Below are 24,843 nucleotides of genomic sequence, written 5' to 3'. Positions count from 1 at the left end.
CAAAAAAGCCTCTGATAAAAATCAGAGGCTTAGTCTTAAAGTGGTTACTTTCTAATCGTCTTCAATCAGTTTGTAGATAACAAACAGGGCAATCTCAAGCAGAACCCAAAGCACACACGTGATAGTGATGTACTTCTCGTCAAAAATACTAATACCGTGAAGCACTAAATCGTATCCCACGAAACTACCGACAACCACGGCAAGAATAATTTGTAAAATTTGAATAAAACGAGGCATGAGCTCTCCTGATATATGATTATTTCGAGCAAACTCTGATGAGCGATATTGTATAACTAAAAAGTGCAGCATTCGCTGCACTTTTGTCAATTCTTCGCTATAGAAATCAACACTTTTTTATGATCTCATATTTAAGACTACGAATCCATTTCTGCAATCTTAACTTTCCATGTATCTGGACCAATTTGATGGGCATTCGCACCTTGAGAGTCAACAGCGACCGTGACTGGCATATCTTCAACTTCAAATTCATAAATCGCTTCCATACCCAAGTCTTCAAAAGCGACAACACGTGCTTTCTTAATCGCTTTAGCCACTAAGTATGCAGCACCACCAACCGCCATTAAGTAAACCGCTTTATGCTTTTTAATTGACTCAACCGTTGCTGGGCCACGCTCCGCTTTACCAATCATGCCCATAATGCCAGTTTCTTCAAGCATCATATCGGTAAATTTATCCATGCGCGTAGATGTTGTCGGGCCTGCTGGGCCCACCACTTCATCACCCACTGCATCAACGGGTCCAACGTAATAAATAAACTTACCTTTTAGGTCTACACCTTCTGGTAAGCCTTCACCACTTTGGAGCATGCCTTGAATGCGTTTATGCGCAGCATCACGACCTGTCAGGATTTTGCCAGAAAGAAGCACCGTTTCACCAGTTTTCCACTGTTCCACGTCTTCTTTCGTTACCGTATCAAGATTAACACGACGTGTATTTTCTCCCGCTTCCCATGTGATCTCTGGCCACTCTTCTAATTTAGGTGGTTGAAGGTCTGCTGGACCAGAGCCATCTAATGTGAAGTGAACGTGACGTGTGGCCGCACAGTTTGGAATTAAGCACACCGGTTTCGAAGCTGCATGGGTCGGCGCAGTTTTGATCTTCACGTCAACAACCGTTGTTAAACCACCTAAACCTTGCGCGCCAATGCCAAGTTTGTTCACACGATTGAAGATATCAAGTCGAAGTTCTTCTTCCGCATTTTGTGGGCCACGGTCTATCAGCTCTTGAATATCAATGTGTTCCATCAACGATTCTTTTGCCAGTACCGCCGCTTTTTCCGCTGTACCACCAATACCAATACCCAACATGCCTGGTGGACACCAACCAGCCCCCATTGTTGGCAGTGTTTTTTCTACCCACTCTGCAATATCATCGGATGGGTTTAACATCACCATCTTGGTTTTGTTTTCGCTGCCGCCACCTTTCGCTGCAATTTGAATTTCTACGTTATCACCCGGCACCATGTTGATGTGCACAACGGCTGGCGTGTTGTCTTTGGTGTTGATGCGTTTACCCGCTGGATCCATGAGTACTGAGGCACGTAGCGGGTTATCTGGATTGGTGTAGGCTTGACGAACGCCTTCATCAACCATTTGTTGAACAGTAAGTTCGGTGGAATCCCACTTCACTCCCATTCCTATATTGACGAAGCATGTGACAATACCGGTATCCTGACATATCGGTCGGTGTCCTTCTGCGGACATTCGTGAGTTAATCAAGATCTGCGCAATGGCATCCTTTGCTGCTTGGCTTTCCTCACGGTTATAGGCTTTTTCTAGGGCTTGGATAAAATCCATTGGGTGATAATAAGAGATGTACTGAAGCGCATCAGCAACACTACTGATGACATCTTGCGCGCGAATTACCGTCATTGCATGCCTCGTTATTGTTATGCTTCCATTTCAACTTACTTAATTATCGGTATTTGTTGAGCGAGTTGTCGATATTTATATTGTGAATACCAAATCAGTTGGTGACACATTAAGTAAGTATTTTTTATTTGTCTTATAGTATTGAGCTTAGATGATGCGCTTTTTACAAAATAAGCATCGTGAGCGAGCTCATGACTATGATACTCTTGCTTTCTACAACGCGCTATTTCTCCAACGATCTCTTTGTCACAAATTAAACAAATGAATAACAACAACTCAATTGGTATTGAAATCAAGCCTCTAAGTTATCAAGCCTACCTTGCCAACCAATTTTTCTCTACGATTGAACAGCAACCATGGGCCATGTTGCTGCGTTCAGCATCCCAAAGCCACATCGATAGCCGATACGATATTTTGGTCGCTCAACCCATCGCCTATGTCGTTACTCGCAGTGGTGTCACGACTGTCACTGGTCCAAGCGAAACATTCGAAAGTAGCGAAGACCCATTCACCGTCTTGCACAACGCGCAACAACAGTATTTACCCGATATTTCCATAGATGAACCTCTGCCATTTGTTGGTGGGGCGTTAGGGTATTTTTCCTATGACTTAGGACGGAGCGTAGAAACGATTCCAACCATTGCTCAGCAAGATATCTCAACTCCAGAGATGGCGGTAGGACTCTATGATTGGGCGTTAATCGTTGACCACAAAGAGCAAAAAGCATTCGTTGTAGGCCAAAATCCCGAAGAAAAAATGGCATGGTTAAACGCGCAAAAAAGCACGAATCAACCAAGCTTCAAGCTGACAACGGCTTGGCAATCGAATATGGAGAAAGCGCAATACTCAGATAAATTCGGTCGCGTTCAAGATTATTTATTGTCAGGAGATTGCTACCAAATTAACTTAGCCCAGCGTTTTAATGCCGGTTATCAAGGCAGTGAGTGGGAAGCGTATCAACGATTAGAAAAAGGAAACCAAGCACCATTTTCTGCGTTTATCAGAACAGAGGAAAGCGCCATTATCAGCGTTTCCCCTGAACGTTTTTTACAACTCAATGATCGCGTGATTGAAACGAAACCGATCAAAGGTACTCGCCCCCGCTCTGAAGATTCGGTAATAGATAGAGCCAATGCTTACGATTTGGCGCATGCAGAAAAAGATCAGGCAGAAAACTTAATGATTGTCGATCTCCTTCGTAACGATATCGGCCGAGTAGCCAAACCGGGTACAGTTCATGTACCAAAACTATTTGATATTGAAAGTTTCCCAGCCGTGCACCATCTAGTCAGTACTATTCGCGCAGAGTTAGATGAAGACTACCATGCAATGGATCTACTCAGAGCCAGCTTTCCGGGCGGGTCCATCACTGGTGCTCCGAAAGTTCGGGCAATGGCTATCATTGAAGAATTAGAGCCTCATCGACGGAATGCTTATTGTGGCAGTATTGGCTACATATCACGTCACGGTCAGATGGATACCAGTATTACGATACGAACACTCGTTGCAGAAAAAGGGCAACTATACGCTTGGGCCGGTGGTGGCATTGTGGCCGATAGTCAGTGTGATTCTGAATACCAAGAAACATTAGATAAGTTGAGTCGAATTTTACCTGTTCTTATAACAGATTAAGGGCTCCACTTAGCTAACATCATTCTTAAGTCATTGGCGGTGTATGGTTTGGTGAGAATGTCATTCATACCACATTCGATGCACCGCTGGCGTTCCTCTAACGTGGTTCCTGCAGTTAGAGCAATAATTGGCAGTTGATAACCTTGCTCTCTCAGATGATGTGTTGCTTCAAACCCATCCATTTCAGGCATCCGACAATCCATAAATACGATGTCATAGTGAACAGCTTCAACTAGCTTTATCGCTTCTATTCCGTTATTGGCTGTTTGCGGTACCACCTCTAATTTCTTCAACATTTGATTAATGATGATTTGATTCATCCGAATGTCATCAACCACTAAAATAGAGAGCGCTTCAAAGCTTGTTAATTCTTCATCACCCGAAACTACACTTTGTAACGGCGCTTCAGCTTCTTCCAATGGTAGACTCACGTAAAACTGGCTCCCCTTTCCAACAGTGCTAGAAAAACCAATGTCACCTTGCATCAATAAAGCGAGGTTTTTACAAATCGCAAGGCCCAGCCCTGTCCCTTCAAAACGGCGTTTGGCCGTTCTGTCCGCTTGTACGAAAGGATCAAAAAGTGCTTCATGTAGGTCATTCTCTATACCCGGACCGGTATCAATCACTTCTATACGCATGGCTTCATCTCGCCAATCTATATTCACTAGCACCGCACCCGATGAGGTGAACTTGATTGCATTACCAACAAGGTTTACTGATATTTGACATATACGTTCAAAATCACCAACAAGGTATTCTGGTATCTGTTGTGACATCTGAATCGTGAAGCCAATATTTTTCTCTTGAGCTTTTGGTTTAAAGATACTGGTTAGCGTCTCAGTCAATTCATCTCGACCAAACGTTTTGTTGACCAATTCCATCATGCCTGCATTCATTTTGCTAAAATCAAGCAAGTCGTTGATGATGTGCCTGAGCAGCTCACCGGAATTGGTAAGGTTACCCAGCAAACTGCTCTGCTCTAGAGTCAGTTCTGTATCAGCAAGTAATTCTGCGCTACCCAATAAGCCGTTTAAAGGTGTCCTCAGTTCGTGATTGATCATCGCAACAAACTCTTTTGTTGCTTTTTCAGATTCTTCCGCCCTTAATTGTGCACGGCGCGACTTGCTGTGCATTAACTGGCGGCTCACAGCACTACAAAATAAGTCTTTGACCAACGACATTTGATTCGCGATAAAGTCTTTTTCAATATCGCCAACCAGCAAATCAAACACAAAATAACCGACTTGTTCATGATCAAGTTCAATGCTCAGTTGAAGGATCTCACCATCCCAAACAAATCGTGACTCTTTAGGTTCTTTTTTACTGAGGGTCTGATCGCCAAACCGGTGTTCCACTGCCGATTCCAACAATTCACTATCAAGCTCCAGATAACAGTTCGTAATGACCGAATTGTCTGTTAAGCGGTGCAAAAAGCTGGAAATTAATCCATCATCTAACGTTCGATTTAGAAATGCTCGACCAAAATCGATCAACACCTCATCAATACGAGCCTCAAATTCCAATTTACGCAGATCATGTTTGGATTGCTTTTCTAGTTGGCTCAGCGCGACTTGCAGCTTCTGATTCAACTGATAAAGTTCAAGACTTTTCTCTTCTAACAGCCGCTCTGCTTCTTTTCGAATTGCACTTTCCCGAATAAGCTTACGCTCTAGAAGCTGCTCTCTGTTCATCGTCATGCATCCACAAGCTGTAGACTAAACCGAACTTGATTTCCTACGTCAGTTTGCTTATCCATAAAAATTTCAACACTCTGGTCAAAATATTCCGCACAGCCTTCAACTAAGCCCAAGCAAACGTGTGCCATACAGCGCGCGCTGACGTAATCAAACACCAACTTGGTTTCTGTTTCCGAAATAAATTCAAATTTTGGCGGATTTGCATCGCTGTAGAGCTTTTTGACCTCAAGATGAATGTAGTCTTCAACCAAGCGAATAAATTGAAAGGTATTTTTGCACTCATGAAGACTGGCTGACTTAGGTAAAGATTGATAAAGATTTTTGAATATAGAATGCCCAAACACCCGTTGTAACTCCTCTGGAGGAATGTTGGTTAATTGGCTTAATGCGACAATCAGCTTAACCAAGGCTTTGTGATCATAACTGCCCACTGTCGTATAAACACCTTGGTCCTTTGCTTGCTCAAGGATAGTTTCAAGACTTTCCGGACCAAATTTCTGTTCAACTAATTCCATGAACTCGGTAAAGATTATTCCTTTCATCTTAATCGACTATCCTTTATAAGAAGGGAGGGACTATTTCAAAGCATTGTCTATAAGAGTCGCTTTTTCAACTTCGTTCATAGGGGATTTTGTGCTGTCAGAACTTAAAAAAGATCATGTTATTCAAAAGTTTTTATTCTTTACACCGAGCGAATATCATGGAGAGGCTTTAAAACGAGTCGCCCATTTGAATAGCGATTCGCTCAGAAAAGCGTCGGTATTAATTGGCTTTGTTGAACGCCCAAGTGGTTTGCATATTATTTTCACTCGAAGGGCAAAACATCTAAAACACCACCCCGGTCAGATCAGCTTCCCTGGGGGCAAATATGAACTGAGTGATTCAAGCCTCGCCCATACCGCTTTGCGAGAAACTTATGAAGAGATAGGCATCGCTGAACGACATATTGATATCTTAGGCAATATGAAAGAGCTGGTGACCATCAGCCGTTTCTCAGTAACACCATTTATTGCGTTTGTCTCACCTGATTACAAAACGCTTATCGATACCAATGAAGTCGACGAAGTCTTTGAAGTGCCCGCTTCCGTGATACTGGATAAAGACAAACTAAAGAGCCATACCTTTCAGTTGAACAATCACTCACATCGCGTATTTGGGCTTTCTTACCACCAGCACTTTATATGGGGTATGACCGCACAAATCATTCAAGCAATGCAGAATCACATCTCACTCTCTTAATTGAAACAGCATATTCCAACATAAATAAAACTAACCGCCCCCAAAGAAAACGATTGCCTATGCACGCATTCTGATTATTTATTATTCAGATTAGTTTTTCTAATCTTAATCATTAGCAAAAATCAGATGTGGCACATCATTTTCGTGATTAAAAACAGATTTTTGCCATATCATGTTATAACCCATATCAATTCATGATTTAGATCTAGTTTTAGCACATCAATTCTATGCAAGAATGCCCCCGACTTATTTCCTGTTCCCAAAAATGAGTATCACAAAATGAATACTACAACTTCTGCGGTATCTACCGCACAATCTCCTAGTAAGTTTACTTACAAGGACTTTACTTGGTGTCTGTCACTTTTCGGTACTGCGGTAGGTGCTGGCGTACTTTTCCTTCCAATTAAAGCAGGTGCTGGCGGTTTCTGGCCATTAGTTATCCTTGCTCTAATCGCGGCCCCAATGACTTGGTTCGCACACAAATCTCTTGCACGCTTCGTACTTTCTGCGAAAAACCCTGACGCTGACATCACTGACACAGTAGAAGAACACTTCGGTAAAACTGGCGCAAACATCATCACTTTTGCTTACTTCTTCGCTATCTACCCTATCGTTCTAATCTACGGTGTTGGTATCACAAACACAGTTGACTCTTTCCTCGTTAACCAAATGGGCATGGAATCTATCCCTCGCTGGCTACTTTCTGGTGCGTTAATCGCTGCGATGACAGCTGGTGTTGTGTTTGGTAAAGAGCTCATGCTGAAAGCAACGTCTGCACTGGTTTACCCGCTTGTGTTCATCCTACTTGCGCTGTCCTTCTACCTAATCCCTGATTGGAACAGCTCAATGATGTCTGTTGCACCAGACTGGTCTTCTATGCCATCAGTTGTGTGGCTAGCAATCCCAATCATCGTATTCTCGTTCAACCACAGCCCAGTTATTTCTCAGTTCTCTAAAGAGCAACGCCGCGTATACGGTGACGATGCGGTTAAGAAAACTGACGCTATCACTGGTGGCGCAGCAATGATGCTAATGGGCTTCGTGATGTTCTTCGTTTTCTCTGTAGTGCTTTCTCTATCTCCAGAGCAACTCGCAATGGCTAAAGAGCAAAACATCTCTGTTCTTTCTTACCTAGCAAACGTTCACGAATCTCCACTTATCTCTTACATGGGCCCACTAGTTGCTTTCGCAGCAATCACTTCAAGCTACTTCGGTCACTTCCTAGGTGCGCATGAAGGTCTAGTAGGTCTAATCAAATCTCGCTCAGAAACGCCAGTAAGCAAGATTGAAAAAGCATCGCTAATCTTCATCGTTGTAACAACTTGGATTGTCGCTATCGTAAACCCAAGCATCCTAGGCATGATTGAAACCATGGGTGCACCAATGATTGCAGCTATCCTATTCTTAATGCCTGTATTCGCAATGCAGAAAGTGCCAGCAATGGCGAAGTACAAAACTTCTGCACCTGTACAGATTTTCACAGCTATCTGTGGTATTGCAGCAATTACTTCTGTAATCTACGGCGCTCTTTGATTTCTCGACTTTATAAAAGTCTGATCAAACCAAGAATATAACGATAATAATAAGCCTCCCTCCCCCCTTGGGAGGCTTAGTTTTGAGGTAATCGATATGATTAGTGTTTTTGACATCTATAAAATCGGCGTTGGTCCTTCAAGCTCGCATACTGTTGGTCCAATGAAAGCAGGTAAGGAATTTATTGATGATTTACGCTCAATGGGAAAATTGCGCGACATCACTAAAATTACCGTCGATGTTTATGGTTCACTATCACTGACAGGGAAAGGTCACCACACTGATATCGCAATCATCATGGGTCTTGCTGGCAACACTCCTGAAAAAGTAGATATCGACTCTATTCCGGGCTTTATTGCTCGCGTAGAAGAAACTGAACGCCTTCCTGTTGGCATGCACTGTCACACAGTATCGTTCCCAAAAGATGGTGGTATGAACTTCCATACAACCAACCTTGAGCTACACGAAAACGGCATGCAAATCCACGCTTGGATCGGCGAAGAAAACGTGTACTCAAAAACCTATTACTCAATCGGCGGTGGTTTCATCGTTGATGAAGAGAACTTCGGTAAAGAAGAAGAAAACCCAGTTAAAGCACCTTACGAGTTCACAACAGCAGAAGAGCTTGTTAATCAGTGTAAAGACAACGGTCTTTCTATCAGCACACTGGTCATGCAAAACCAAGCTGCATTGCATTCTGACGAAGAGTCTCGTACATACTTTGCAAACATCTGGAAAACCATGCGCGAGTGTATGGATCGCGGTATGAATACCGAAGGTATCTTACCTGGTCCTCTGCGTGTGCCTCGTCGTGCAGCAGCTCTTCGCCAGCAGCTACTTACTTCAGAGAAAACAACCAATGACCCAATGTCGGTTGTGGACTGGGTAAACATGTTTGCTTTCGCAGTAAACGAAGAAAACGCAGCCGGTGGCCGTGTTGTGACGGCTCCAACCAATGGCGCATGTGGCATCATCCCAGCAGTTTTAGCTTACTACGACAAGTTCATCCAAACGGTAACTGAGAAAGACTACATTCGTTACTTTGCAGCTTCTGGTGCAATTGGTGGTCTGTACAAGCGTAACGCCTCTATCTCTGGTGCTGAAGTAGGCTGTCAGGGTGAAGTTGGTGTTGCATGTTCAATGGCAGCAGCGGGTCTGGCTGAGCTTATGGGTGGTAGCCCAGAGCAAGTCTGTATGGCGGCTGAAATTGCTATGGAGCACAATCTAGGTCTTACTTGTGACCCAGTTGCTGGTCAGGTTCAGGTTCCATGTATCGAGCGCAACGGTATTGCAGCGGTTAAAGCAATCAACTCGACTCGTATGGCGCTACGTCGTTCTTCTGCACCAACAGTTTCTCTGGATAAGGTTATTGAGACCATGCTAGAAACGGGTAAAGACATGAACGCGAAATACCGCGAAACCTCTCAAGGTGGTCTAGCGGTCAAAGTTATCTGTTAACTTGATATCTCGACTGAAAAATCCCTCGGCTCATTCGAGGGATTTTTGTTTTAGGTATATTAATAGAGCACATCAAACTCTGAGATCCGCGGCTTACCCCTTAGCTGCAAGAAGTTTAGAAATCGGCTAGTTGATGTGGTTAGGATTTTCTCTTCTTCCACACCATGCTTTTCCAGCAAAGCAATCGCCAAGTCTAATCTGGCAATCTCTTCACAGAAGTGAGCATCAGATCCTGTACTAAAGTACACACCAATCTCTTTGCCTAACTCGACAATGCGATCACAACGACTGTCACTTCCTTTGCGGCTTTTCCCCGTCAAAGACGTATTATTTACTTCAACCGCAACATTGTGCTCTTTTGCACAGCGTAGCACCTGTTCCATATCGAATGGGTAATTTGGGTTACCCAAGTGACCAAGAACATCCACTCTGCCGCTTTTAATCGCATTGATCAGGGCAGCGGTATGTTCAGCTTCGGTCGCGGGCTTGAATACGGGCTCATGAAAGCTGGCAATCACCCAGTCAAGATGTTGGTCAGAGGACGGTGGTAAGTCTATCTCCCCTTTCACATTCAGCGTGTTGGCTTCAACACCGCGGAGAATACCTACATCGTGTAAAAAGCGGGGCAAAATTCTTTGATTGTTAAAATACCAGTAGTGAGGTGCTCCTGGCATCTCGGGAGCATGATCGGTGGTACAAAGAAGTTTTAGCCCCTTATTCTTGGCAGACAATGCGTTCTCTAAAATGGTGCTGTAAGCATGTCCACTAGCAATAGTATGGGTGTGGCTATCAACAACGATATCCATGGTGTTCTCCTGAAAATTGTGGACAAACTATCGAATGTCGAGTGAACCTTTTTGATTAAGAAACAATGATAAGTCCGCAGGAATCGAGTGATTCAACACTTTATCAACGTTCACCGCATCAGAACGTAAATAGAACTCTAATGCGGCTTCTGGATCTGTGCCTCCGCGGATCTTACGATTGACCAAACGCTGTTGTAGAAACTCCGCTTGGGTATCTATAAACACGGTGAAGTCGGCCAAACGATGCAATTCGTTCCATACTGGTTCGTCAAGTAGCAGCCAGTTCCCTTCTACAACGACGATGTTACGGTTAACCTTAATTGCATCATCAACAGGCTCGTGCAAGTTACGATCGTAGTAAGGCCATTTGCTGTCTGTTACTTTGAGCTGTTTAAGCTTGGCAATGAGATCCGTGAGATTGAAGGTTTCGTAGGAACCTTTAATGCTGCGCAGAGGAACAACTTCACCATTGCGTTCAATAGTATTGTTGTCGAGGATTTCATTTGGGTAATGAAAACCATCAAAAGGCAGAACCTGAAGCGGCTCATGATTTTCATCCTGTTCGGATAGATACTCCCAAAACGCGGCAAGTGTCGATTTACCACTGCCAGGGGGCGCACATAAGAACACCACAATGCGTTCCTGCTTCTCATTATAGAGGCGGGTAAATTTTTCTATGAGAGGTTGATGGATTCGCTTTACGTCGACATTAGGAAAGATAGCGTCGGTTTCAAAACCACTGACGTTTAAATTCACTTTCATGGTGAATCCTTATTGATTGATCTCCCCTTCGATTCTTTCTATCAACATTTCGCACGACAGCTTCAATACTGTTTTAATGAGGGCTTCGTACCTCATTTGCGAAAAGGACTCAAACGAAGAGAACTTAAGCTGATTGATCGACTCAAGATAAAAGCTGTCTTGCAGAGAAGAGAGTACCGCTTGGTTTTTGATGAAGTCGTAAATTACATCATCAGTAAACTCGACCTTCTCTGGCTGGCTAACCACGTACTCCAGCACTTGGTCATACAAACCGATATCAGCATAGGTTTCCAATGAGATTTTGCCCATCGCAAACATCAACTTCGACACCACATCGGTTGTGACCAAGGGACCATTTTCCTTTAATAAAGGATCCACAGCATATTCCTTCACAAATTCGTCTTGGACGAATACGCTTGGAAGTAATGCTTTTAGCTTGAGGTTTATTATTTTGTTAGAAACCTGAAGAAACGCTGTAGCATTATCACACTCATCCAGCTTCTCCAGTAATTCATCTTCACGTGACAACGTCTTATGACCTCTCCATTATGTGGCAGTGCAAAGGCTACCACACAAATTCGTTGCGACTAAACCGTTAAGCTCACGTCATAAAACTCAAGTAACGCTTTTTCTGCATGTGCGTTCCACACATAGTTATTAGCGTTCAAAATTGCGTCTAATTCGGCGAAGAATGGATCTTGGTCTACTAACGATAAAAAGTCATCAATTGCGGTCAATGGCAGGTCAATGTGCGGGTAAATCAACTTCTTCCCACCCGGAATATCCAACTGATTCAAAATCGTATGCGGTGCTGCTTGCAAACCACCTACATGGGTGATCATGAACGATGGATTGATCTTACCTTGTGAAGACAACTCGATAGATTCCACCATGTCACCTGTCGAGCCGCCAGACGTACCCACAATGTGCGTCGACTCGTAATGCACGTTGTAGAAGTTAAACGGTACTTTGAAATTTTTATCTGTTGGCCCAGCAAAGAAGTTTAGGCAGCCATCATTACCAAGCAATTCATCGGCTTGTTCTAGCACTTGCGATACCGCCGCGTACACCATCACGTCATCATAGCCTTTGCCATCGTTCAGTGCTTTCAGATAAGTCACCGGATCATCCACTTGAGCGGTATTCACATAATGCAGCTCAACGCCTTGCTGTTTTGCTTTCTCAACCGGAATTAGACACTCTGCGCGGTCTAAACGTGCGGCGTCGATGTCTGTTACCACAATCAGTTTTGGCTTCACTGGACCGTTAATCGCGTAGTCAATCGCGCCAATGCCCATTGGGCCAGCACATGCAAGTAGCGCTAATGCTCCGCCCTCCTTGATGCCCATATCGTGCTCGTACACGTATTGCGTAGTGTGATAACTCGCATGGTAAGCACCGATGATGCATGACATAGGTTCAGCCAAAGACGCATCTGCAAAGTAATCGCCGTGGTAAGGCAGCACACAGCCTAAATCGATAGCGATTTTTGGAATGATGGAATACGTTGCGTTGCCACCAAAGGTTTCGTAGCTGTAACCCGCCGAGTAACCAGTAGGCAAACCCATTGCTGGTTGCAGTACAAAGTAATCGCCTGCTTTGTATTGGTCTTTTAGGTTCTCACCAACTTCAACAATCACACCTGCGTATTCGTGGCCTGTCATCACTGGTACTTCATCAATGTTTTCAGGTACGCGTTTGTGTTTGCTACCTAACAATGCCGCTTTGTAAGTGGACAAGCAGATGCTGTTTGAAATGTTTTTAACCAGAAGTTCATCGGCTGAGATGCTTGGCAAATCAAAGGTTCTTAGTTGAACGTCTTTCTCGCCGCAGATAACCGCTGCCGTTGTTTGTACCATGATTTCTCTCCTAAATGGGGCGGCAGGTTCCACCCCATACTGCATTGTTAGGCTGGTTGCTCAGTTGCGACCGTTTGTTGCTTAATCTTATCCATCAGCTCATCCAGCGCTGGGTCGTTGAGGAAGTTCTTAATTGTCACCACTGGCAAACCTGTTGCGTTGACTGCGCGGCTTTCTAAGCTTTCGTGTGTCACGACAATGTCAGCTTCACTTGGCACTTTCTCAATAGCGAAGTTCTTCACTTCAATATCAATCCCAGCCTGAACCAACTTACGTTTGAAGGTTGATGCTCCCATCGCACTTGAACCCATACCCGCATCGCAAGCGAACGCAATAAATGAAATTGACTTATTTGCTTGTTGCGTCGCAGTCGCTGTAGATTTGATCGCACCTTCTTCCTTCATGTCTTTCATATCGGTGACAGATTTTTCAAACTCGCTTTCTGTCTCTACCGATTTACTCATCTTCAGAATCGCACTTGCGACAAGGAACGAAACAATCGTTGCAGTTGTTACCCCTGCGATGGTTGCTAGGAAACCACCTTTTGGTGTCAATGCTAGGTATGAGAAGATTGAGCCTGGACTTGGACCAGCTACTAGACCTGCATCCAGTAGATTGAAGGTCGCAATGCCAGTTGCCGCACCCGCAATCATTGCCACAATCATGATTGGCTTCATTAGTACGTACGGGAAGTACAACTCGTGAATACCACCGAAGAAGTGAATGATGATGGCACTTGGCGCGGAACGTTTAGACAGACCTTGACCAAACTTCGCGTAAGCCAGCAGCATACCGAGACCAGGGCCTGGGTTAGATGCCACCATAAAGAAGATCGATTTACCTGTTTCTGCCGCCGCTTGCAGACCTAGAGGGTAGTAAATACCTTGGTCGATGGCGTTGTTAAGGAATAGAACTTTCGCCGGCTCATTGATGATCGCAAGCAAAGGAAGAAATCCCGTTGCCACCAAAGCTTCAATGCCTGATTTCACGAACAGATTTGCAGCAGTTACCGCAGGACCAACGATCTCGTAAGCGAACAAACACAGGATCATGCCCACAATACCCAGTGAGAAGTTGTTCACCACCATTTCAAAGCCAGAAGGAATGCGGTGTTGGATACGTTTATCCATTTGCACCACAACCCAAGCACTGAGAGGCCCCATGATCATCGCACCGACGAACATTGGAATGTCTGCACCAACAATAACCCCCATGGTACCGATAGCACCGGCTACCGCGCCGCGTTTGTCACCAACAATCTGACCACCGGTGTAACCGATCAACAGTGGCAACAAGTAAGTGATCATAGGACCAACAAGTTCACCAAATGCTTCGTTTGGCATCCAACCCGTTGGGATAAAGAGTGCAGTAATAAAGCCCCAAGCGATAAAGGCTCCGATATTTGGCAGCACCATAGCGGTCAAATGACCACCGAAGGCTTGCACATTGGCTCGCATGTTTGCTTTCACGTTATGTTCCTTTTAGTATGCTTTTATTATGTTTAGCACTTGTTCCTTAGATGAGGCTTGTGCCAGTTTTGCAATGTTCTCTTCGTCCACAAACATCTCGCTTAATGCTTGAATCACCTCAATGTGGGTATCAGAGTCTTTTGCAGCTAGGGTGATAAGAATGTTGGCAGGACCAAGGTCCGAACCAAAATCAACTGGTGAAGGGAAAATATGAATGCCCAAGCCCGTTTTTAGCACACCGGTTTCAGGGCGAGCATGTGGCATGGCAAGTCCTGGGCACAAGACATAGTAGGGACCATTTTCTTTGGTAGATTGGATGATGGCATCCGCGTATTGCTGAGAAACGTAACCTTTATCTTCTAGGTATTGCGTTGTCTTCTTAACCGCCTCTTGCCATTGGTAAACACCGTCATTAATGACATCTACTAGTTCGTGGTCGATCAGTTCATACAGCATTTTTAAACCCTATCCACAGTTCATTGTCCGATGGGTTAATTATCAATAAGAGGAGTTGAACCGCGCAAGCACATCATTTTTGTGCAACAACTCACAATTAAATAGCTGTCAATTTGTTTTAATGAATGTATCTCAAGAATTGACAAAGAAAGTTAATAACAAATTTTCTTTCAGCAACATGTCAATAAGCATAATTTGAACTACCCCACCATTTGAGACATTTCACTAAATTCGCAATAATCTAACTTGATCACACTATGACTATTGACTCGGATTATATCGTGACTAAATTCAAACTTAATTTCCGCTCAATTGATGAGTTATACGGTTCAAACGATGACAGTTATCACATTTGTCTATTAAATAACGTCAGGACGTAATTAAGTTTCAATAATTTGCTTACGTCATTGCTGAAAAAAGAGAAAACAGAATGTATGGTTTGTTACAAACCATGTTAGAGACTGATAAAGACATGAACGCGAAATACCGTGCCCCCCAAGGCGGTCTAGCGATCAAAGTTATCTGTTAAAAGCACGATGGATTAAAAAAGCCCGGAGATATCCGGGCTTTTTTGTCGGTACGATTTAGATAAGTTGAGAAAACAATAAAAAACCGCCGAACAAGGCTGTAAACAACAACATAGCCATACCACCTTCAGCAGTATAACGGCTCTGTTCAAGGTCTTTATTTCTTAGTTTTACCACCATGGCAAACGGAACAAACACCGCTAAGAAGACCAAAATAATGCCGGCGTAGCTCAACACAGCAAGGAATTTGTCCGCAGCTAGGATCGCACCAGCAAGTGGCAACATAAAAGTGATCACGTAAGTCACCACTTTATTTTGTTTAAACGTATCTGTGTTTTGGTGGAACAATGCCATCGCAACACCAAAGAACGAAGTTAACAACGCAAGTCCCGTGAACACCGATAATATACGACCAATCCAAGGGGAGCGATGTTCAAACACCGTCATTAGCTCAGAGACATTTGTAAACGCTCTTAATTGTTCTGGTTTTAAATTTCCCACAACAGCAAACAGCCATAAAAGGTAACATGCTAGAGGGATCAGCGAGCCTATAATGACCATGTTTCTGAGTTGCTTGTCTGTCGCCTCTTGGTTGTAGGAAACAAGGCTAGGTATCACCACCATAAAGCCAAAGCTTGTAAAAAGCACTGCACTAGTTTTGATGAGTTCAAGGTGATCGTGGTTGGTCACCTGTCCTAAATATTCGGATGAAAAGTCTGGTAATAAAAAGACTAACGTCAACACCAAACTCGATAGCATGACGATAAACAACAAGCGGTTTAATTTATCAATCACCCCCGTTCCACAGGCAACAATAACGCCAGCACCTAGAGTAAATAAAACCTGATTCTGCATCGCGCTAAAGCTGAACCCGAGGTTACTTAATAACTTACCTATCAAATCAGATGCACCTAAAATGTACGCCATCAATAGACAAATCAGCAGTGCATACAACAAAGCATTGGTAACAATTTGGCCGCCTTTTCCAAGTGTCTTGCGTGCGATGGAGTTCATTCCAAGTCCACCACCAGATTTAACGGTTGCCTCAAGCAGGAGTAGTGCCGCGTACGTCGTGCCAAAGCAAATCAGCACCATCAATAACGTGCCGTATAATAAGCCGAATTGAGCTAAAACCATTGGAATAGCAAGCATGCCAGCGCCCAACGCTGTGCCGGAAATAATTAGGGAGCTCCCTAGAAGTTTAGTGTTCATATTTTTCGTATTCTGTTTGATGAATGTATAGAGAAAGATGCGCTTGCCTAGCGCGATGGCTAACAATCAAAAGCAATACGAATAGCGGGCTTTAAAGCGAAAAGTTCGAGAAAAAGAGACAGAGAAGGCGTGATAGAAACGACAAAAAGCGATAGCAGTAGAATTAATATGTGCCAGTTTCGCAAGATGGGGCGAACCTTCTGTCGGTTCAATAATTGGTTGGGTAATTTTGAAAATCATTGAGACGTCCATTACAGCTAGACATTCCTTAAGGTAACGATGCAGCGAATCCTTCGCAGCAGGCCTCTTAACAGCAAGAGACGATTCATCATAACTTGTAAGGAGTCGATTGCAACGCCTATTTTTTTGGACAGATGTAACTCTATAATTAACAACTTTCCAAATGCAAAAAAGCGAAGCCTAAGCTTCGCTTTTTCTCGTCACAACTATTACTCGCCTTTATATATACAACCCGCAGTACAGGTTTCTTTGATCTCTACCTTACTTAATAAAGGTAGATTTGGCTTAAGCTGCTGCCAGATCCATTTTGCTAACACTTCGCTGGTTGGATTTTCCAAACCTTCGATGTCATTTAAGTAGTAATGATCTAAGCGGTCATAAATAGGTTTGAATGCCGCCTTAATTTCTGCGAAATCAACAACCCAACCAGTATGTGGATCCACTTCACCTTCTACATAAAGGCGAACTAAGAATGAGTGCCCATGCAAACGTCCACACTTGTGCCCTTCTGGTACATGCGGGAGGTGATGTGCAGCTTCAAACATGAATTCTTTATACAATTCGGTTTTCATTTCGTTTCTCAGACTTTTCAAAAGAGACGCAATACTAAGGAATATCTTTTCTCGACACAAGCGGATAAGCACAGTAAGCGTTTGCCTTTAATTTAATCGCCATTTAGACCTTTGTCTTATGTCGATTTTCTGTCATTCCGCCAATGATTTGATAACCCAACACTTACATCACATTTACAAAATCCACATTTTGTTTATGGTCACATTCCATTCCAACACGTCTTTTTCACCGTACAGAATTCAAGCAAAATTGTTATGTCTATTCCAATAATTCATCACTACTAATATGAGCATGACAATAACAAAAAAACTCCTCGTGACTTTAGTCATTGTGTTTACTTTAGTGCTTACTGGCTCAACCATTTATCAATACATCCAACAACGAAATCTGATTAACTCAGTTCTTAGTGAGCAGTTGCACGACAAAGCAAGCAACTATTTTGACAGTCTGAACATGATGATGCTCACTGGCACTATGGCGCAGAAAGAAACATTACGCCAAAAGGCTCTAGTACAAGAAGGAATTGAGCAGGTTCGCGTTCTTCGTTCAGAGCTAGTCAGTAAACTCTATGGCCCCGGAGATGAAAACCAAAAACCAGTTGATGATATTGATCGTAGAGCGCTTTCTGGTGAACTTGTCATCGAACCGATCATGGCAGATTGGGGACAAGGACTTGTCGTTGCACTACCCATGAAATCAAGTGAAAACTATCGTGGGACCAATTGCGTGGCTTGCCATATGGCCGCAGAAGGAGAAGTTCTAGGCGCAGTTCGGCTAGAGTATAACCTTTCTCATATTGAAACCCTGATTAACCAACGTACCATGATTGCCATTGTGATCATGGCAGGTATCGCATTTATTGGCTTTATTATCACGCTTGCATTAATTCGAAAAATGATTGTCAAACCTATTCAAAATGCTTCTCAGTTCATGCAAGAAGTGAGTCGGACGAAAGATCTTTCCCAGCGCCTGCATAGCAGTTCAAAAGATGAATTAGGACAGATGGGAACATCAATCAATTCATTTATAGAAACCGTGAGCCAAGGGCTAAAAAACGTACAACACACCTCCCATTCCCTCACGATATCTGCCGGTGAGTTAACAGATGTTGCTCTCACAACAGATCGAGCAGCAAAAAACCAACAAAATGAAACCTCCGACGTCGAAACCAACATTGAGCATATGCAGTCACAACAAGCGTTGGTTGAGCAATCAACAAAAGAAGCTTCAAAGCTCATTCTTCATACAACGCAGCTTGCAGAACAAAGTGCAACTAAGGCACACAACGCCAGTACGGATATTAAAAATCTGGTACAAGAAATTGAAGATGTTAAACACAGCATTGTCGGTCTTAATAACCAAACCGGAGAAGTCACGACGATTCTTGAAGTAATTAAAGGCGTTGCGGAACAAACAAATCTGCTTGCTTTAAATGCGGCTATTGAAGCAGCCAGAGCGGGAGAACAAGGCCGTGGTTTTGCAGTGGTAGCAGACGAGGTTCGCCAGCTGGCAAGTCGAACCGCTGAAGCAACATGTAACATTGAAACCATTATTAGCCAGTTTCAAAATGATGGCCAAACCTCTATGCAGTCAGTCGATAGGGTTTGTGGTACTGCTCACCAGCGTTCTGCTGAAGTAGAGCAACTTGTCGAAGCAATGAATTCTGTGGTCACAGAAATGCAGCAAGCACTTAGTCATGCTCAGTCAATTCAGCAGCAAACTGGTACCACAACTCAGTTAAGTGAAGATATTCAATATAAGGCTGAAACCATCACACGGCATGCGAACGAAACCTCTCAATCTGCGGCGAAAACAAGAAACATCAGCGTAAATCTTGAGCAATCGTCTGAGCAACTTGAATCACTTTTAAATCAATTTACTCTTAATCGATAGAAATACGCGAAATTGCTGCGTTTTTCTCTTGGCAAATGAGAATAAAGGTTGAAGCTGACGAGATGACAGGTAATATGTTCCGTTGAAATAGTAAAAATTCTATCCAACCCAATATTTTGCTTACTTTTTAGGCACTCAGTGCAATAAGCAGGTATTGGGTTGAATTTTCACCTCAATGGAGAATATTGAAAACATGACTTACGCGCCTGTATCAGACGTATTGAAAGGTCAGCTAGCGGTAGACAGTGAAGTCACTGTTCGCGGCTGGATCCGTTCGCGTCGTGATTCCAAAGCTGGAATCTCTTTCCTTGCCATTTATGACGGCTCTTGTTTCGACCCGATTCAGGCCGTGGTCCCTAATAATCTTAATAATTACGACAACGAAGTACTTAAGCTAACTACAGGCTGTTCTGTTGAAGTAACTGGTAAGATTGTTGAGTCTCCTGCGAAAGGTCAAGACTTCGAGCTAGCAGCAACTGACGTTAAAGTTGTTGGCTGGGTTGAAGACGCTGACACTTACCCAATGGCAAAAACTCGTCACTCTATCGAGTACCTACGTGAAGTTGCGCACCTACGTCCGCGTACAAACGTAATCGGTGCGGTTGCACGTGTACGTAACTGTCTATCTCAAGCGATCCACCGCTTCTACCACGAGCAAGGTTACTTTTGGGTATCTGCACCACTGATCACAGCTTCTGATGCTGAAGGTGCTGGTGAAATGTTCCGCGTTTCTACGCTAGACATGGAAAACCTACCTCGTACAGAAGAAGGCAAAGTAGACTACAACGAAGATTTCTTCGGTAAAGAAACCTTCCTAACAGTATCTGGTCAGCTTAACGGCGAAGCTTACGCTTGTGCACTAAGCAAAGTTTACACGTTCGGCCCTACTTTCCGTGCTGAAAACTCAAACACTAGCCGCCACCTAGCAGAATTCTGGATGGTTGAACCTGAAGTAGCATTCGCAGATCTCAATGACATTGCGAAACTATCTGAAGACATGCTTAAGTACGTGTTTAAAGCAGCACTAGAAGAATGTCGTGATGACCTAGAGTTCTTCGCTCAACGTATCGACAAAGAAGCAATCACTCGTCTTGAGAAGTTCGTTTCTTCTGACTTCGCTCAAGTAGACTACACTGACGCGATCCAAATCCTTCTTGATTCTGGTCGTGAGTTCGAATTCCCTGTTGAGTGGGGTATCGATATGTCTTCTGAGCACGAGCGCTACCTTGCTGAAGAACACTTCAAAGCGCCTGTAATCGTTAAGAACTACCCGAAAGACATCAAAGCATTCTACATGCGTCTAAATGACGATGGTAAAACGGTAGCTGCAATGGACGTTCTTGCACCTGGCATCGGCGAAATCATCGGTGGTTCTCAACGTGAAGAGCGTCTAGACATTCTAGATGAGCGTATGCGTGAAATTGGCATCGATCCAGAGCACATGAAGTGGTACCGCGACCTACGTCGTTACGGCACAGTGCCACACGCAGGCTTTGGTCTAGGCTTCGAGCGTCTGGTCTCTTACGTAACAGGTATGGGCAACGTTCGTGACGTGATCCCATTCCCACGTACACCAAGAAGCGCAAACTTCTAAAAACTGAACTTTGTGAATAAAAGCCTCCTTATACGGAGGCTTTTTTATTGCCTGTTACGTTGCTCAATTTGATTTTCATACTGCTAGAAAATCAACCATACTAACAGTGTGTACTTCACTTCGGAGCGTTAATCATGAAAGTGTTTAAAATTGAAGATCTCTATTACAACGGAGCAACAAACGGAGTGCACAGCTGGACACACCCTCAAGGGACACAGCCATACTACTGGCATCCAGACTGGTTGCACGTCGCAGAAGATATAACGGGTTTACATGGTAAGCATGACATTAATGTTGAAGACGGTACGTCAGCAACAGAAGACCATGCCAAGAAGACCATCATCGACCACTTAAACGACGAGTAATACCCTCCCCTTATTATCAGATAAGTCACCTCGGCTTATCTGATCGTCTCAGGTTAATTTCTTTACACTTTGCATAAGCAAACGTTTTGCATCACATATTTCCAATGCCAGTTTGATTACTTTAATAGTGAATATTGATGGCACAAATGCCAAACAAAATAGAGATGATAACAATGACAAAATACAACGCAGGCGATATTCAGTATAAAGGCGAAAGTAACGGGGTTCACAGCTGGACGTCACCACACGGGCAGCCATATTATTGGCATCCAGACTGGCTCCATATTGCAGAAGACGCGACAGGTTCACACCCTAAACAAGCGTTAGAATTAGAAAGCTCTGAAGAAGCGACTAAAGAACATGCTGTTTCAGCGATTCTGAAACACATGAATGATTGGGCAGTCACTAAGTTTTCACAAAATCCTGAAGTGGAAACTAACGCGATAGAGCGTGAAATTGACCTGAAAAAATAGCTCATCGCTTAAAGTAAAGAATAAAAAAGCCCGCAAACGCGGGCTTTTCAGTAAGAAGCAACAAATTAAGCAAGTTCAGTTTGAAGCCAAGGCCAACCTTGTTTCTTACGGCTTAATGTGTTTTCCATCATCAGCATACCGTCTTGCTCGTGCTTAACGAGTTTTTCAGACCATTCACCTTTGTGTAGAAGGCGAGTCTGAGCGGTCGTGATATCTGTTAGCATCACTGCGGCAAATGCAAGACCATCTTCAGCACAGCGACGCTCTAGATCAGCTTCAAGCGCATCGATCATGCCATCTACTTGCTCAAGTGTCGCCAGCTCAACTTGACCTACAACAACGTCACGACCATTGAATGGGTAACCTTTTAGATCTTTTTCTACTAGCTCTGCTGCAGAAAGACCTTCGATGTTCGTTTTCGCGATAAGAAGGTCTTTGATGAACGCATCTACATCACATACATCTGCGATTTTTGCTAGTTCTTCAACAGCATCTTTATCTTTTTGCGTGCAGGTTGGTGAAGCAAAACCAACAGTGTCAGAAAGAATTGCAGACATCATCAATTTAGCGATTTTAGGTGTAATTTCATGACCTTCAATCTTAAACATGTTGAAAAGTACGGTGTTTGTACAACCAACTGGCCAGATCCAAGCTTCCATTGGGTTTACCGTCATCACATCACCTAGACGGTGGTGGTCAACAATACCTAGAATTTCAGCTTCAGCCACATCATCTGGCGCTTGTGCTAGATCTGAGTAATCCACCAACCAGATTTTCTCACCCGTAACAGAAGTGCGTAGTTCTGGCACTTCAGCACCGGCTACTTCTAGGATATGTTGTGTTTCACGGTTGATTTCGCCTTGGCGAATTGGCATAGCTTCTACGCCACGTGCTTTAAGTAGCTCAGTGGCTACTAGTGCACTACAGATACTATCGCTATCAGGGTTCTTGTGACCTACTACTAGAATCATCTCTTTTCCTATTTAAGACTAAACGAGCCCTAATTGGGGCTATTACTCACGAAAGGTGATTACTTTACCTGATTTTTGAAATTTGTCATGACTTACAAAAAAGAAAAACGTGTCTGAAAGTTATTGTTGATAATAATTCGCATTAAGGTAGTATTGATAATAATTCGCATTTTCATGTAAGTCATTATGAATACGCTTAGAGCTTTCCCCCATTTACCGCAGTGGCTTTGTTTATCGCAATTTGATCTAGCCTATAAGCGTTTGATTTTACCTTTGTGCCTTATTGCATTACTTGTTGTTGATGGCACAAGGGAAGTCACTGTAAATACGTTATCTGATGCATTTTGGGCAGTTTCGAGTTATGTCGCTTTCACACTCGCAATTTACCATTACATTTCTCGCTTCTTCAGTAAACAAAGCCGTATCGCAACGTTATACAATTCGTCACGCTATTACCAAGTTCTGTTCGCAGCCTTACTAGGTGCCTTGCCGGGTTGTGGTGGGGCTATCATCGTTACAACACAATTTGTTAGTGGCCGGGTTGGCTTCGGTGCCATTGTTGCAGTTTTAACTGCAACAATGGGTGATGCTGCATTTCTTTTGCTCGCCAGTAAACCTGATATTGGTATAGCCGTTGTGATACTTGGCGTTATCGTTGGCTGTGTGAGTGGCTGGGTCGTGAACCTCTTTCATTCTGATGATTTCTTACGCCCACAAGTTGCAAAAACACTGTCAAGTTTCTCATGCAACGCTGAACCTTCTCAAACTGAGCAAAAAGCAATCAATCTACAAGGGGTATTTTGGAAGTACTTACTCATTCCAGCAACTGTCATTGCTTTTATGGGCTCGTTTCAAGTTGACCCCAATGTGACCTTTAATCTACCGACAGGCTCAATTGAATGGTTAGGTGCAATACTCTTAGTTATCAGTATGTTGCTTTGGGCGATGACAAAAGAAATCAAGGATTATGAATCGACGGTTTCCGAAGATAAAAAATGCCTTGCATCGCATCCTCTACAAAAAGCTGCTCAGGACACCAACTTTGTTACCGCATGGGTGGTGGTAGCATTTATGGCCTTCGAACTAACCACCTTCTATAGCGGTGCAGACCTCCATCAACTGTTTTCGGGTTGGGGTGTTTGGATGCCACTCATTGGCCTTGCTGTAGGCATGTTACCAGGGTGTGGACCTCAAATATTAGTCACTAGTTTATACATATCCGGAGCTGTGCCAATGAGTGCTCAACTCTCTAATGCAATTTCAAACGACGGTGATGCGCTATTCCCTGCGATTGCAATGGCACCAAAAGCTGCATTAATTGCGACAATATACTCAGCAATTCCCGCATTCCTTGTCGGTTATGGCTATTACTTCTTGTTTGAGATGTAAATTGAAAAAAGCCCCTTAGTAAGGGGCTTTTATGATTTATTCTTCGAGAGAAGCAGCAACTTCATCGGAAATGTCACCGTTGTGATACACCTCTTGAACATCATCTAAATCTTCCAGAGCATCAATCAATCGAAGTAATTTTGGGGCGGTCTCGGCGTCAAGTTCAGCTTTAGTGGATGGAATAAGGGAGACTTCGGCATTTGCCGCCTTAAACCCAGCCGCATCAAGCGCATCTTTTACGCCCCCAAAATCTGCAGGCGCAGTAAATACATCAATCGCACCATCATCCGCAGTTTCGATATCATCTGCACCACTTTCAAGTGCAACTTCCATCACTTCGTCTTCATCTAATCCCGCTTCGTATGAGATCACACCTTTCTTCTCAAAAAGGTAGTTAACACTTCCATCTGTTCCCAGATTACCACCCGCTTTAGAGAACGCATGACGCACACCAGAGACGGTACGGTTGCGGTTATCTGTCATACACTCAACCATCACGGCAGTACCACCGGGGCCATAGCCCTCATAGATGACGGTTTCCATTCCTTCATCTCCTTCCCCACCAGCACCTCGGGACACCGCACGATTAACAGTGTCGCGAGTCATGTTATTTGACAGGGCTTTGTCGATAGCGGCACGAAGTCGAGGGTTGTTTTCTGGCTCACCACCACCTTCTTTCGCAGCAACCACAATCTCACGAATGAGTTTGGTAAAAATCTTACCTCGTTTGGCATCCTGTGCCGCTTTACGATGACGGATATTCGCCCACTTACTATGACCAGCCATAAACCTCTCCGAGTTCA

Annotated in this window: 23 protein-coding genes; 9 read left to right on the top strand and 14 right to left on the bottom strand. The window is 43.7% G+C overall.

Annotated elements, in window-relative coordinates:
• Positions 1-51 precede the first annotated feature (51 nt).
• Both ACQEXS_RS01605 and ACQEXS_RS01600 read right to left on the bottom strand, forming a co-directional pair.
• Complete coding sequence (locus ACQEXS_RS01605; RefSeq protein ID WP_367988771.1) at positions 52-237, bottom strand: hypothetical protein; 186 nt, start codon at positions 235-237, stop codon at positions 52-54.
• Positions 238-374: 137 nt separating this feature from the next.
• Positions 375-1,892, bottom strand: coding sequence for a fumarate hydratase (locus ACQEXS_RS01600; RefSeq protein WP_427012568.1), 1,518 nt, complete (start codon positions 1,890-1,892; stop codon positions 375-377).
• A 261-nt stretch (positions 1,893-2,153) separates the two neighbouring features.
• Between ACQEXS_RS01600 and pabB the strand changes: the two genes are divergently transcribed.
• Positions 2,154-3,524 (top strand): aminodeoxychorismate synthase component I, encoded by a 1,371-nt coding sequence (gene pabB / locus ACQEXS_RS01595; RefSeq protein WP_427012567.1) that lies wholly within the window; start codon positions 2,154-2,156, stop codon positions 3,522-3,524.
• Here pabB and ACQEXS_RS01590 read toward each other — a convergent pair.
• On the bottom strand, positions 3,521-5,215 hold the full coding sequence (locus tag ACQEXS_RS01590) for a response regulator (RefSeq protein ID WP_427012819.1): 1,695 nt from the start codon (positions 5,213-5,215) through the stop codon (positions 3,521-3,523). The two genes, pabB and ACQEXS_RS01590, sit on opposite strands and share 4 nt — an antisense overlap.
• A gap of 2 nt (positions 5,216-5,217) precedes the next feature.
• On the bottom strand, positions 5,218-5,763 hold the full coding sequence (locus ACQEXS_RS01585) for a heme NO-binding domain-containing protein (RefSeq protein WP_427012566.1): 546 nt from the start codon (positions 5,761-5,763) through the stop codon (positions 5,218-5,220).
• A 91-nt stretch (positions 5,764-5,854) separates the two neighbouring features.
• On the opposite strand from ACQEXS_RS01585, the gene ACQEXS_RS01580 reads away from it, so the two are divergent.
• From ACQEXS_RS01580 to ACQEXS_RS01570, 3 genes are all read left to right on the top strand, one after another.
• A complete protein-coding gene (locus tag ACQEXS_RS01580; protein ID WP_367988766.1) occupies positions 5,855-6,460 on the top strand; it encodes a CoA pyrophosphatase in 606 nt (201 codons plus the stop codon).
• Positions 6,461-6,739: 279 nt separating this feature from the next.
• The gene (locus ACQEXS_RS01575) at positions 6,740-7,993 is read left to right on the top strand and encodes an aromatic amino acid transport family protein (protein ID WP_367988765.1); all 1,254 of its coding nucleotides are present in this window, start codon (positions 6,740-6,742) and stop codon (positions 7,991-7,993) included.
• Between the two features lie 96 nt (positions 7,994-8,089).
• On the top strand, positions 8,090-9,451 hold the full coding sequence (locus ACQEXS_RS01570) for an L-serine ammonia-lyase (RefSeq protein WP_367988764.1): 1,362 nt from the start codon (positions 8,090-8,092) through the stop codon (positions 9,449-9,451).
• A gap of 59 nt (positions 9,452-9,510) precedes the next feature.
• Here the strand turns inward: ACQEXS_RS01570 and ACQEXS_RS01565 are convergent, their stop codons facing one another.
• The 8 genes from ACQEXS_RS01565 to queD all read right to left on the bottom strand — a co-directional run bounded on the left by ACQEXS_RS01565 (position 9,511) and on the right by queD (position 17,354).
• The gene (locus tag ACQEXS_RS01565; RefSeq protein WP_427012565.1) at positions 9,511-10,257 is read right to left on the bottom strand and encodes a phosphatase; all 747 of its coding nucleotides are present in this window, start codon (positions 10,255-10,257) and stop codon (positions 9,511-9,513) included.
• A gap of 27 nt (positions 10,258-10,284) precedes the next feature.
• The gene (locus ACQEXS_RS01560) at positions 10,285-11,019 is read right to left on the bottom strand and encodes a nucleoside/nucleotide kinase family protein (protein WP_427012564.1); all 735 of its coding nucleotides are present in this window, start codon (positions 11,017-11,019) and stop codon (positions 10,285-10,287) included.
• 9 nt (positions 11,020-11,028) lie between these two features.
• Positions 11,029-11,547 carry an MltR family transcriptional regulator gene (locus ACQEXS_RS01555; protein WP_427012563.1) on the bottom strand — a complete coding sequence of 173 codons (519 nt, stop codon included), beginning with the start codon at positions 11,545-11,547 and terminating at the stop codon, positions 11,029-11,031.
• Between the two features lie 59 nt (positions 11,548-11,606).
• Complete coding sequence (locus ACQEXS_RS01550; protein ID WP_427012562.1) at positions 11,607-12,878, bottom strand: zinc-binding dehydrogenase; 1,272 nt, start codon at positions 12,876-12,878, stop codon at positions 11,607-11,609.
• A 47-nt stretch (positions 12,879-12,925) separates the two neighbouring features.
• Positions 12,926-14,347 carry a PTS mannitol transporter subunit IICB gene (locus ACQEXS_RS01545; RefSeq protein WP_427012561.1) on the bottom strand — a complete coding sequence of 474 codons (1,422 nt, stop codon included), beginning with the start codon at positions 14,345-14,347 and terminating at the stop codon, positions 12,926-12,928.
• 12 nt (positions 14,348-14,359) lie between these two features.
• Positions 14,360-14,803 carry a PTS sugar transporter subunit IIA gene (locus ACQEXS_RS01540; protein WP_367988758.1) on the bottom strand — a complete coding sequence of 148 codons (444 nt, stop codon included), beginning with the start codon at positions 14,801-14,803 and terminating at the stop codon, positions 14,360-14,362.
• 584 nt (positions 14,804-15,387) lie between these two features.
• The gene (locus ACQEXS_RS01535; RefSeq protein ID WP_427012560.1) at positions 15,388-16,542 is read right to left on the bottom strand and encodes an amino acid permease; all 1,155 of its coding nucleotides are present in this window, start codon (positions 16,540-16,542) and stop codon (positions 15,388-15,390) included.
• Between the two features lie 449 nt (positions 16,543-16,991).
• Positions 16,992-17,354: a 6-carboxytetrahydropterin synthase QueD gene (queD, locus tag ACQEXS_RS01530; protein WP_083148820.1), complete on the bottom strand. Its 363-nt coding sequence runs from the start codon at positions 17,352-17,354 to the stop codon at positions 16,992-16,994.
• Between the two features lie 286 nt (positions 17,355-17,640).
• On the opposite strand from queD, the gene ACQEXS_RS01525 reads away from it, so the two are divergent.
• The 4 genes from ACQEXS_RS01525 to ACQEXS_RS01510 all read left to right on the top strand — a co-directional run bounded on the left by ACQEXS_RS01525 (position 17,641) and on the right by ACQEXS_RS01510 (position 21,680).
• Positions 17,641-19,248 carry a methyl-accepting chemotaxis protein gene (locus ACQEXS_RS01525; protein ID WP_427012559.1) on the top strand — a complete coding sequence of 536 codons (1,608 nt, stop codon included), beginning with the start codon at positions 17,641-17,643 and terminating at the stop codon, positions 19,246-19,248.
• Positions 19,249-19,441: 193 nt separating this feature from the next.
• Positions 19,442-20,842, top strand: a complete 1,401-nt coding sequence (gene asnS / locus ACQEXS_RS01520) for an asparagine--tRNA ligase (RefSeq protein WP_427012558.1) — start codon at positions 19,442-19,444, stop codon at positions 20,840-20,842.
• A gap of 134 nt (positions 20,843-20,976) precedes the next feature.
• Complete coding sequence (locus ACQEXS_RS01515; protein WP_367988752.1) at positions 20,977-21,207, top strand: hypothetical protein; 231 nt, start codon at positions 20,977-20,979, stop codon at positions 21,205-21,207.
• 173 nt (positions 21,208-21,380) lie between these two features.
• Complete coding sequence (locus tag ACQEXS_RS01510; RefSeq protein WP_367988751.1) at positions 21,381-21,680, top strand: hypothetical protein; 300 nt, start codon at positions 21,381-21,383, stop codon at positions 21,678-21,680.
• Positions 21,681-21,745: 65 nt separating this feature from the next.
• Here ACQEXS_RS01510 and ACQEXS_RS01505 read toward each other — a convergent pair whose 3' ends face one another.
• Positions 21,746-22,651 (bottom strand): manganese-dependent inorganic pyrophosphatase, encoded by a 906-nt coding sequence (locus ACQEXS_RS01505; RefSeq protein WP_427012557.1) that lies wholly within the window; start codon positions 22,649-22,651, stop codon positions 21,746-21,748.
• Positions 22,652-22,837: 186 nt separating this feature from the next.
• Here ACQEXS_RS01505 and ACQEXS_RS01500 point away from each other — a divergent pair, with 186 nt between their 5' ends.
• The gene (locus ACQEXS_RS01500) at positions 22,838-24,040 is read left to right on the top strand and encodes a putative manganese transporter (RefSeq protein ID WP_427012556.1); all 1,203 of its coding nucleotides are present in this window, start codon (positions 22,838-22,840) and stop codon (positions 24,038-24,040) included.
• Between the two features lie 36 nt (positions 24,041-24,076).
• Here the strand turns inward: ACQEXS_RS01500 and ACQEXS_RS01495 are convergent, their stop codons facing one another.
• The gene (locus ACQEXS_RS01495; protein WP_367988748.1) at positions 24,077-24,826 is read right to left on the bottom strand and encodes a YebC/PmpR family DNA-binding transcriptional regulator; all 750 of its coding nucleotides are present in this window, start codon (positions 24,824-24,826) and stop codon (positions 24,077-24,079) included.
• Positions 24,827-24,843 lie beyond the last annotated feature (17 nt).

Source organism: Vibrio sp. TRT 17S01 (genome assembly GCF_050113695.1).
Classification (GTDB): Bacteria; Pseudomonadota; Gammaproteobacteria; order Enterobacterales; family Vibrionaceae; genus Vibrio.
The sequence above is the reverse complement of the archived record's forward strand: the minus strand, read 5'-3'. Positions and strand labels throughout refer to the sequence as shown.

Excerpts from the sequence above, each read along its gene's own strand:
- ACQEXS_RS01605 (WP_367988771.1), bottom strand. The coding sequence starts at position 237 with ATGCCTCGTTTTATTCAAATTTTACAAATTATTCTTGCCGTGGTTGTC.
- ACQEXS_RS01600 (WP_427012568.1), bottom strand. The coding sequence starts at position 1,892 with ATGACGGTAATTCGCGCGCAAGATGTCATCAGTAGTGTTGCTGATGCG.
- pabB (WP_427012567.1), top strand. The coding sequence starts at position 2,154 with ATGAATAACAACAACTCAATTGGTATTGAAATCAAGCCTCTAAGTTAT.
- ACQEXS_RS01590 (WP_427012819.1), bottom strand. The coding sequence starts at position 5,215 with ATGAACAGAGAGCAGCTTCTAGAGCGTAAGCTTATTCGGGAAAGTGCA.
- ACQEXS_RS01585 (WP_427012566.1), bottom strand. The coding sequence starts at position 5,763 with ATGAAAGGAATAATCTTTACCGAGTTCATGGAATTAGTTGAACAGAAA.
- ACQEXS_RS01575 (WP_367988765.1), top strand. The coding sequence starts at position 6,740 with ATGAATACTACAACTTCTGCGGTATCTACCGCACAATCTCCTAGTAAG.
- ACQEXS_RS01570 (WP_367988764.1), top strand. The coding sequence starts at position 8,090 with ATGATTAGTGTTTTTGACATCTATAAAATCGGCGTTGGTCCTTCAAGC.
- ACQEXS_RS01565 (WP_427012565.1), bottom strand. The coding sequence starts at position 10,257 with ATGGATATCGTTGTTGATAGCCACACCCATACTATTGCTAGTGGACAT.
- ACQEXS_RS01560 (WP_427012564.1), bottom strand. The coding sequence starts at position 11,019 with ATGAAAGTGAATTTAAACGTCAGTGGTTTTGAAACCGACGCTATCTTT.
- ACQEXS_RS01550 (WP_427012562.1), bottom strand. The coding sequence starts at position 12,878 with ATGGTACAAACAACGGCAGCGGTTATCTGCGGCGAGAAAGACGTTCAA.
- ACQEXS_RS01540 (WP_367988758.1), bottom strand. The coding sequence starts at position 14,803 with ATGCTGTATGAACTGATCGACCACGAACTAGTAGATGTCATTAATGAC.
- ACQEXS_RS01535 (WP_427012560.1), bottom strand. The coding sequence starts at position 16,542 with ATGAACACTAAACTTCTAGGGAGCTCCCTAATTATTTCCGGCACAGCG.
- queD (WP_083148820.1), bottom strand. The coding sequence starts at position 17,354 with ATGAAAACCGAATTGTATAAAGAATTCATGTTTGAAGCTGCACATCAC.
- ACQEXS_RS01525 (WP_427012559.1), top strand. The coding sequence starts at position 17,641 with ATGAGCATGACAATAACAAAAAAACTCCTCGTGACTTTAGTCATTGTG.
- asnS (WP_427012558.1), top strand. The coding sequence starts at position 19,442 with ATGACTTACGCGCCTGTATCAGACGTATTGAAAGGTCAGCTAGCGGTA.
- ACQEXS_RS01515 (WP_367988752.1), top strand. The coding sequence starts at position 20,977 with ATGAAAGTGTTTAAAATTGAAGATCTCTATTACAACGGAGCAACAAAC.
- ACQEXS_RS01510 (WP_367988751.1), top strand. The coding sequence starts at position 21,381 with ATGACAAAATACAACGCAGGCGATATTCAGTATAAAGGCGAAAGTAAC.
- ACQEXS_RS01505 (WP_427012557.1), bottom strand. The coding sequence starts at position 22,651 with ATGATTCTAGTAGTAGGTCACAAGAACCCTGATAGCGATAGTATCTGT.
- ACQEXS_RS01500 (WP_427012556.1), top strand. The coding sequence starts at position 22,838 with ATGAATACGCTTAGAGCTTTCCCCCATTTACCGCAGTGGCTTTGTTTA.
- ACQEXS_RS01495 (WP_367988748.1), bottom strand. The coding sequence starts at position 24,826 with ATGGCTGGTCATAGTAAGTGGGCGAATATCCGTCATCGTAAAGCGGCA.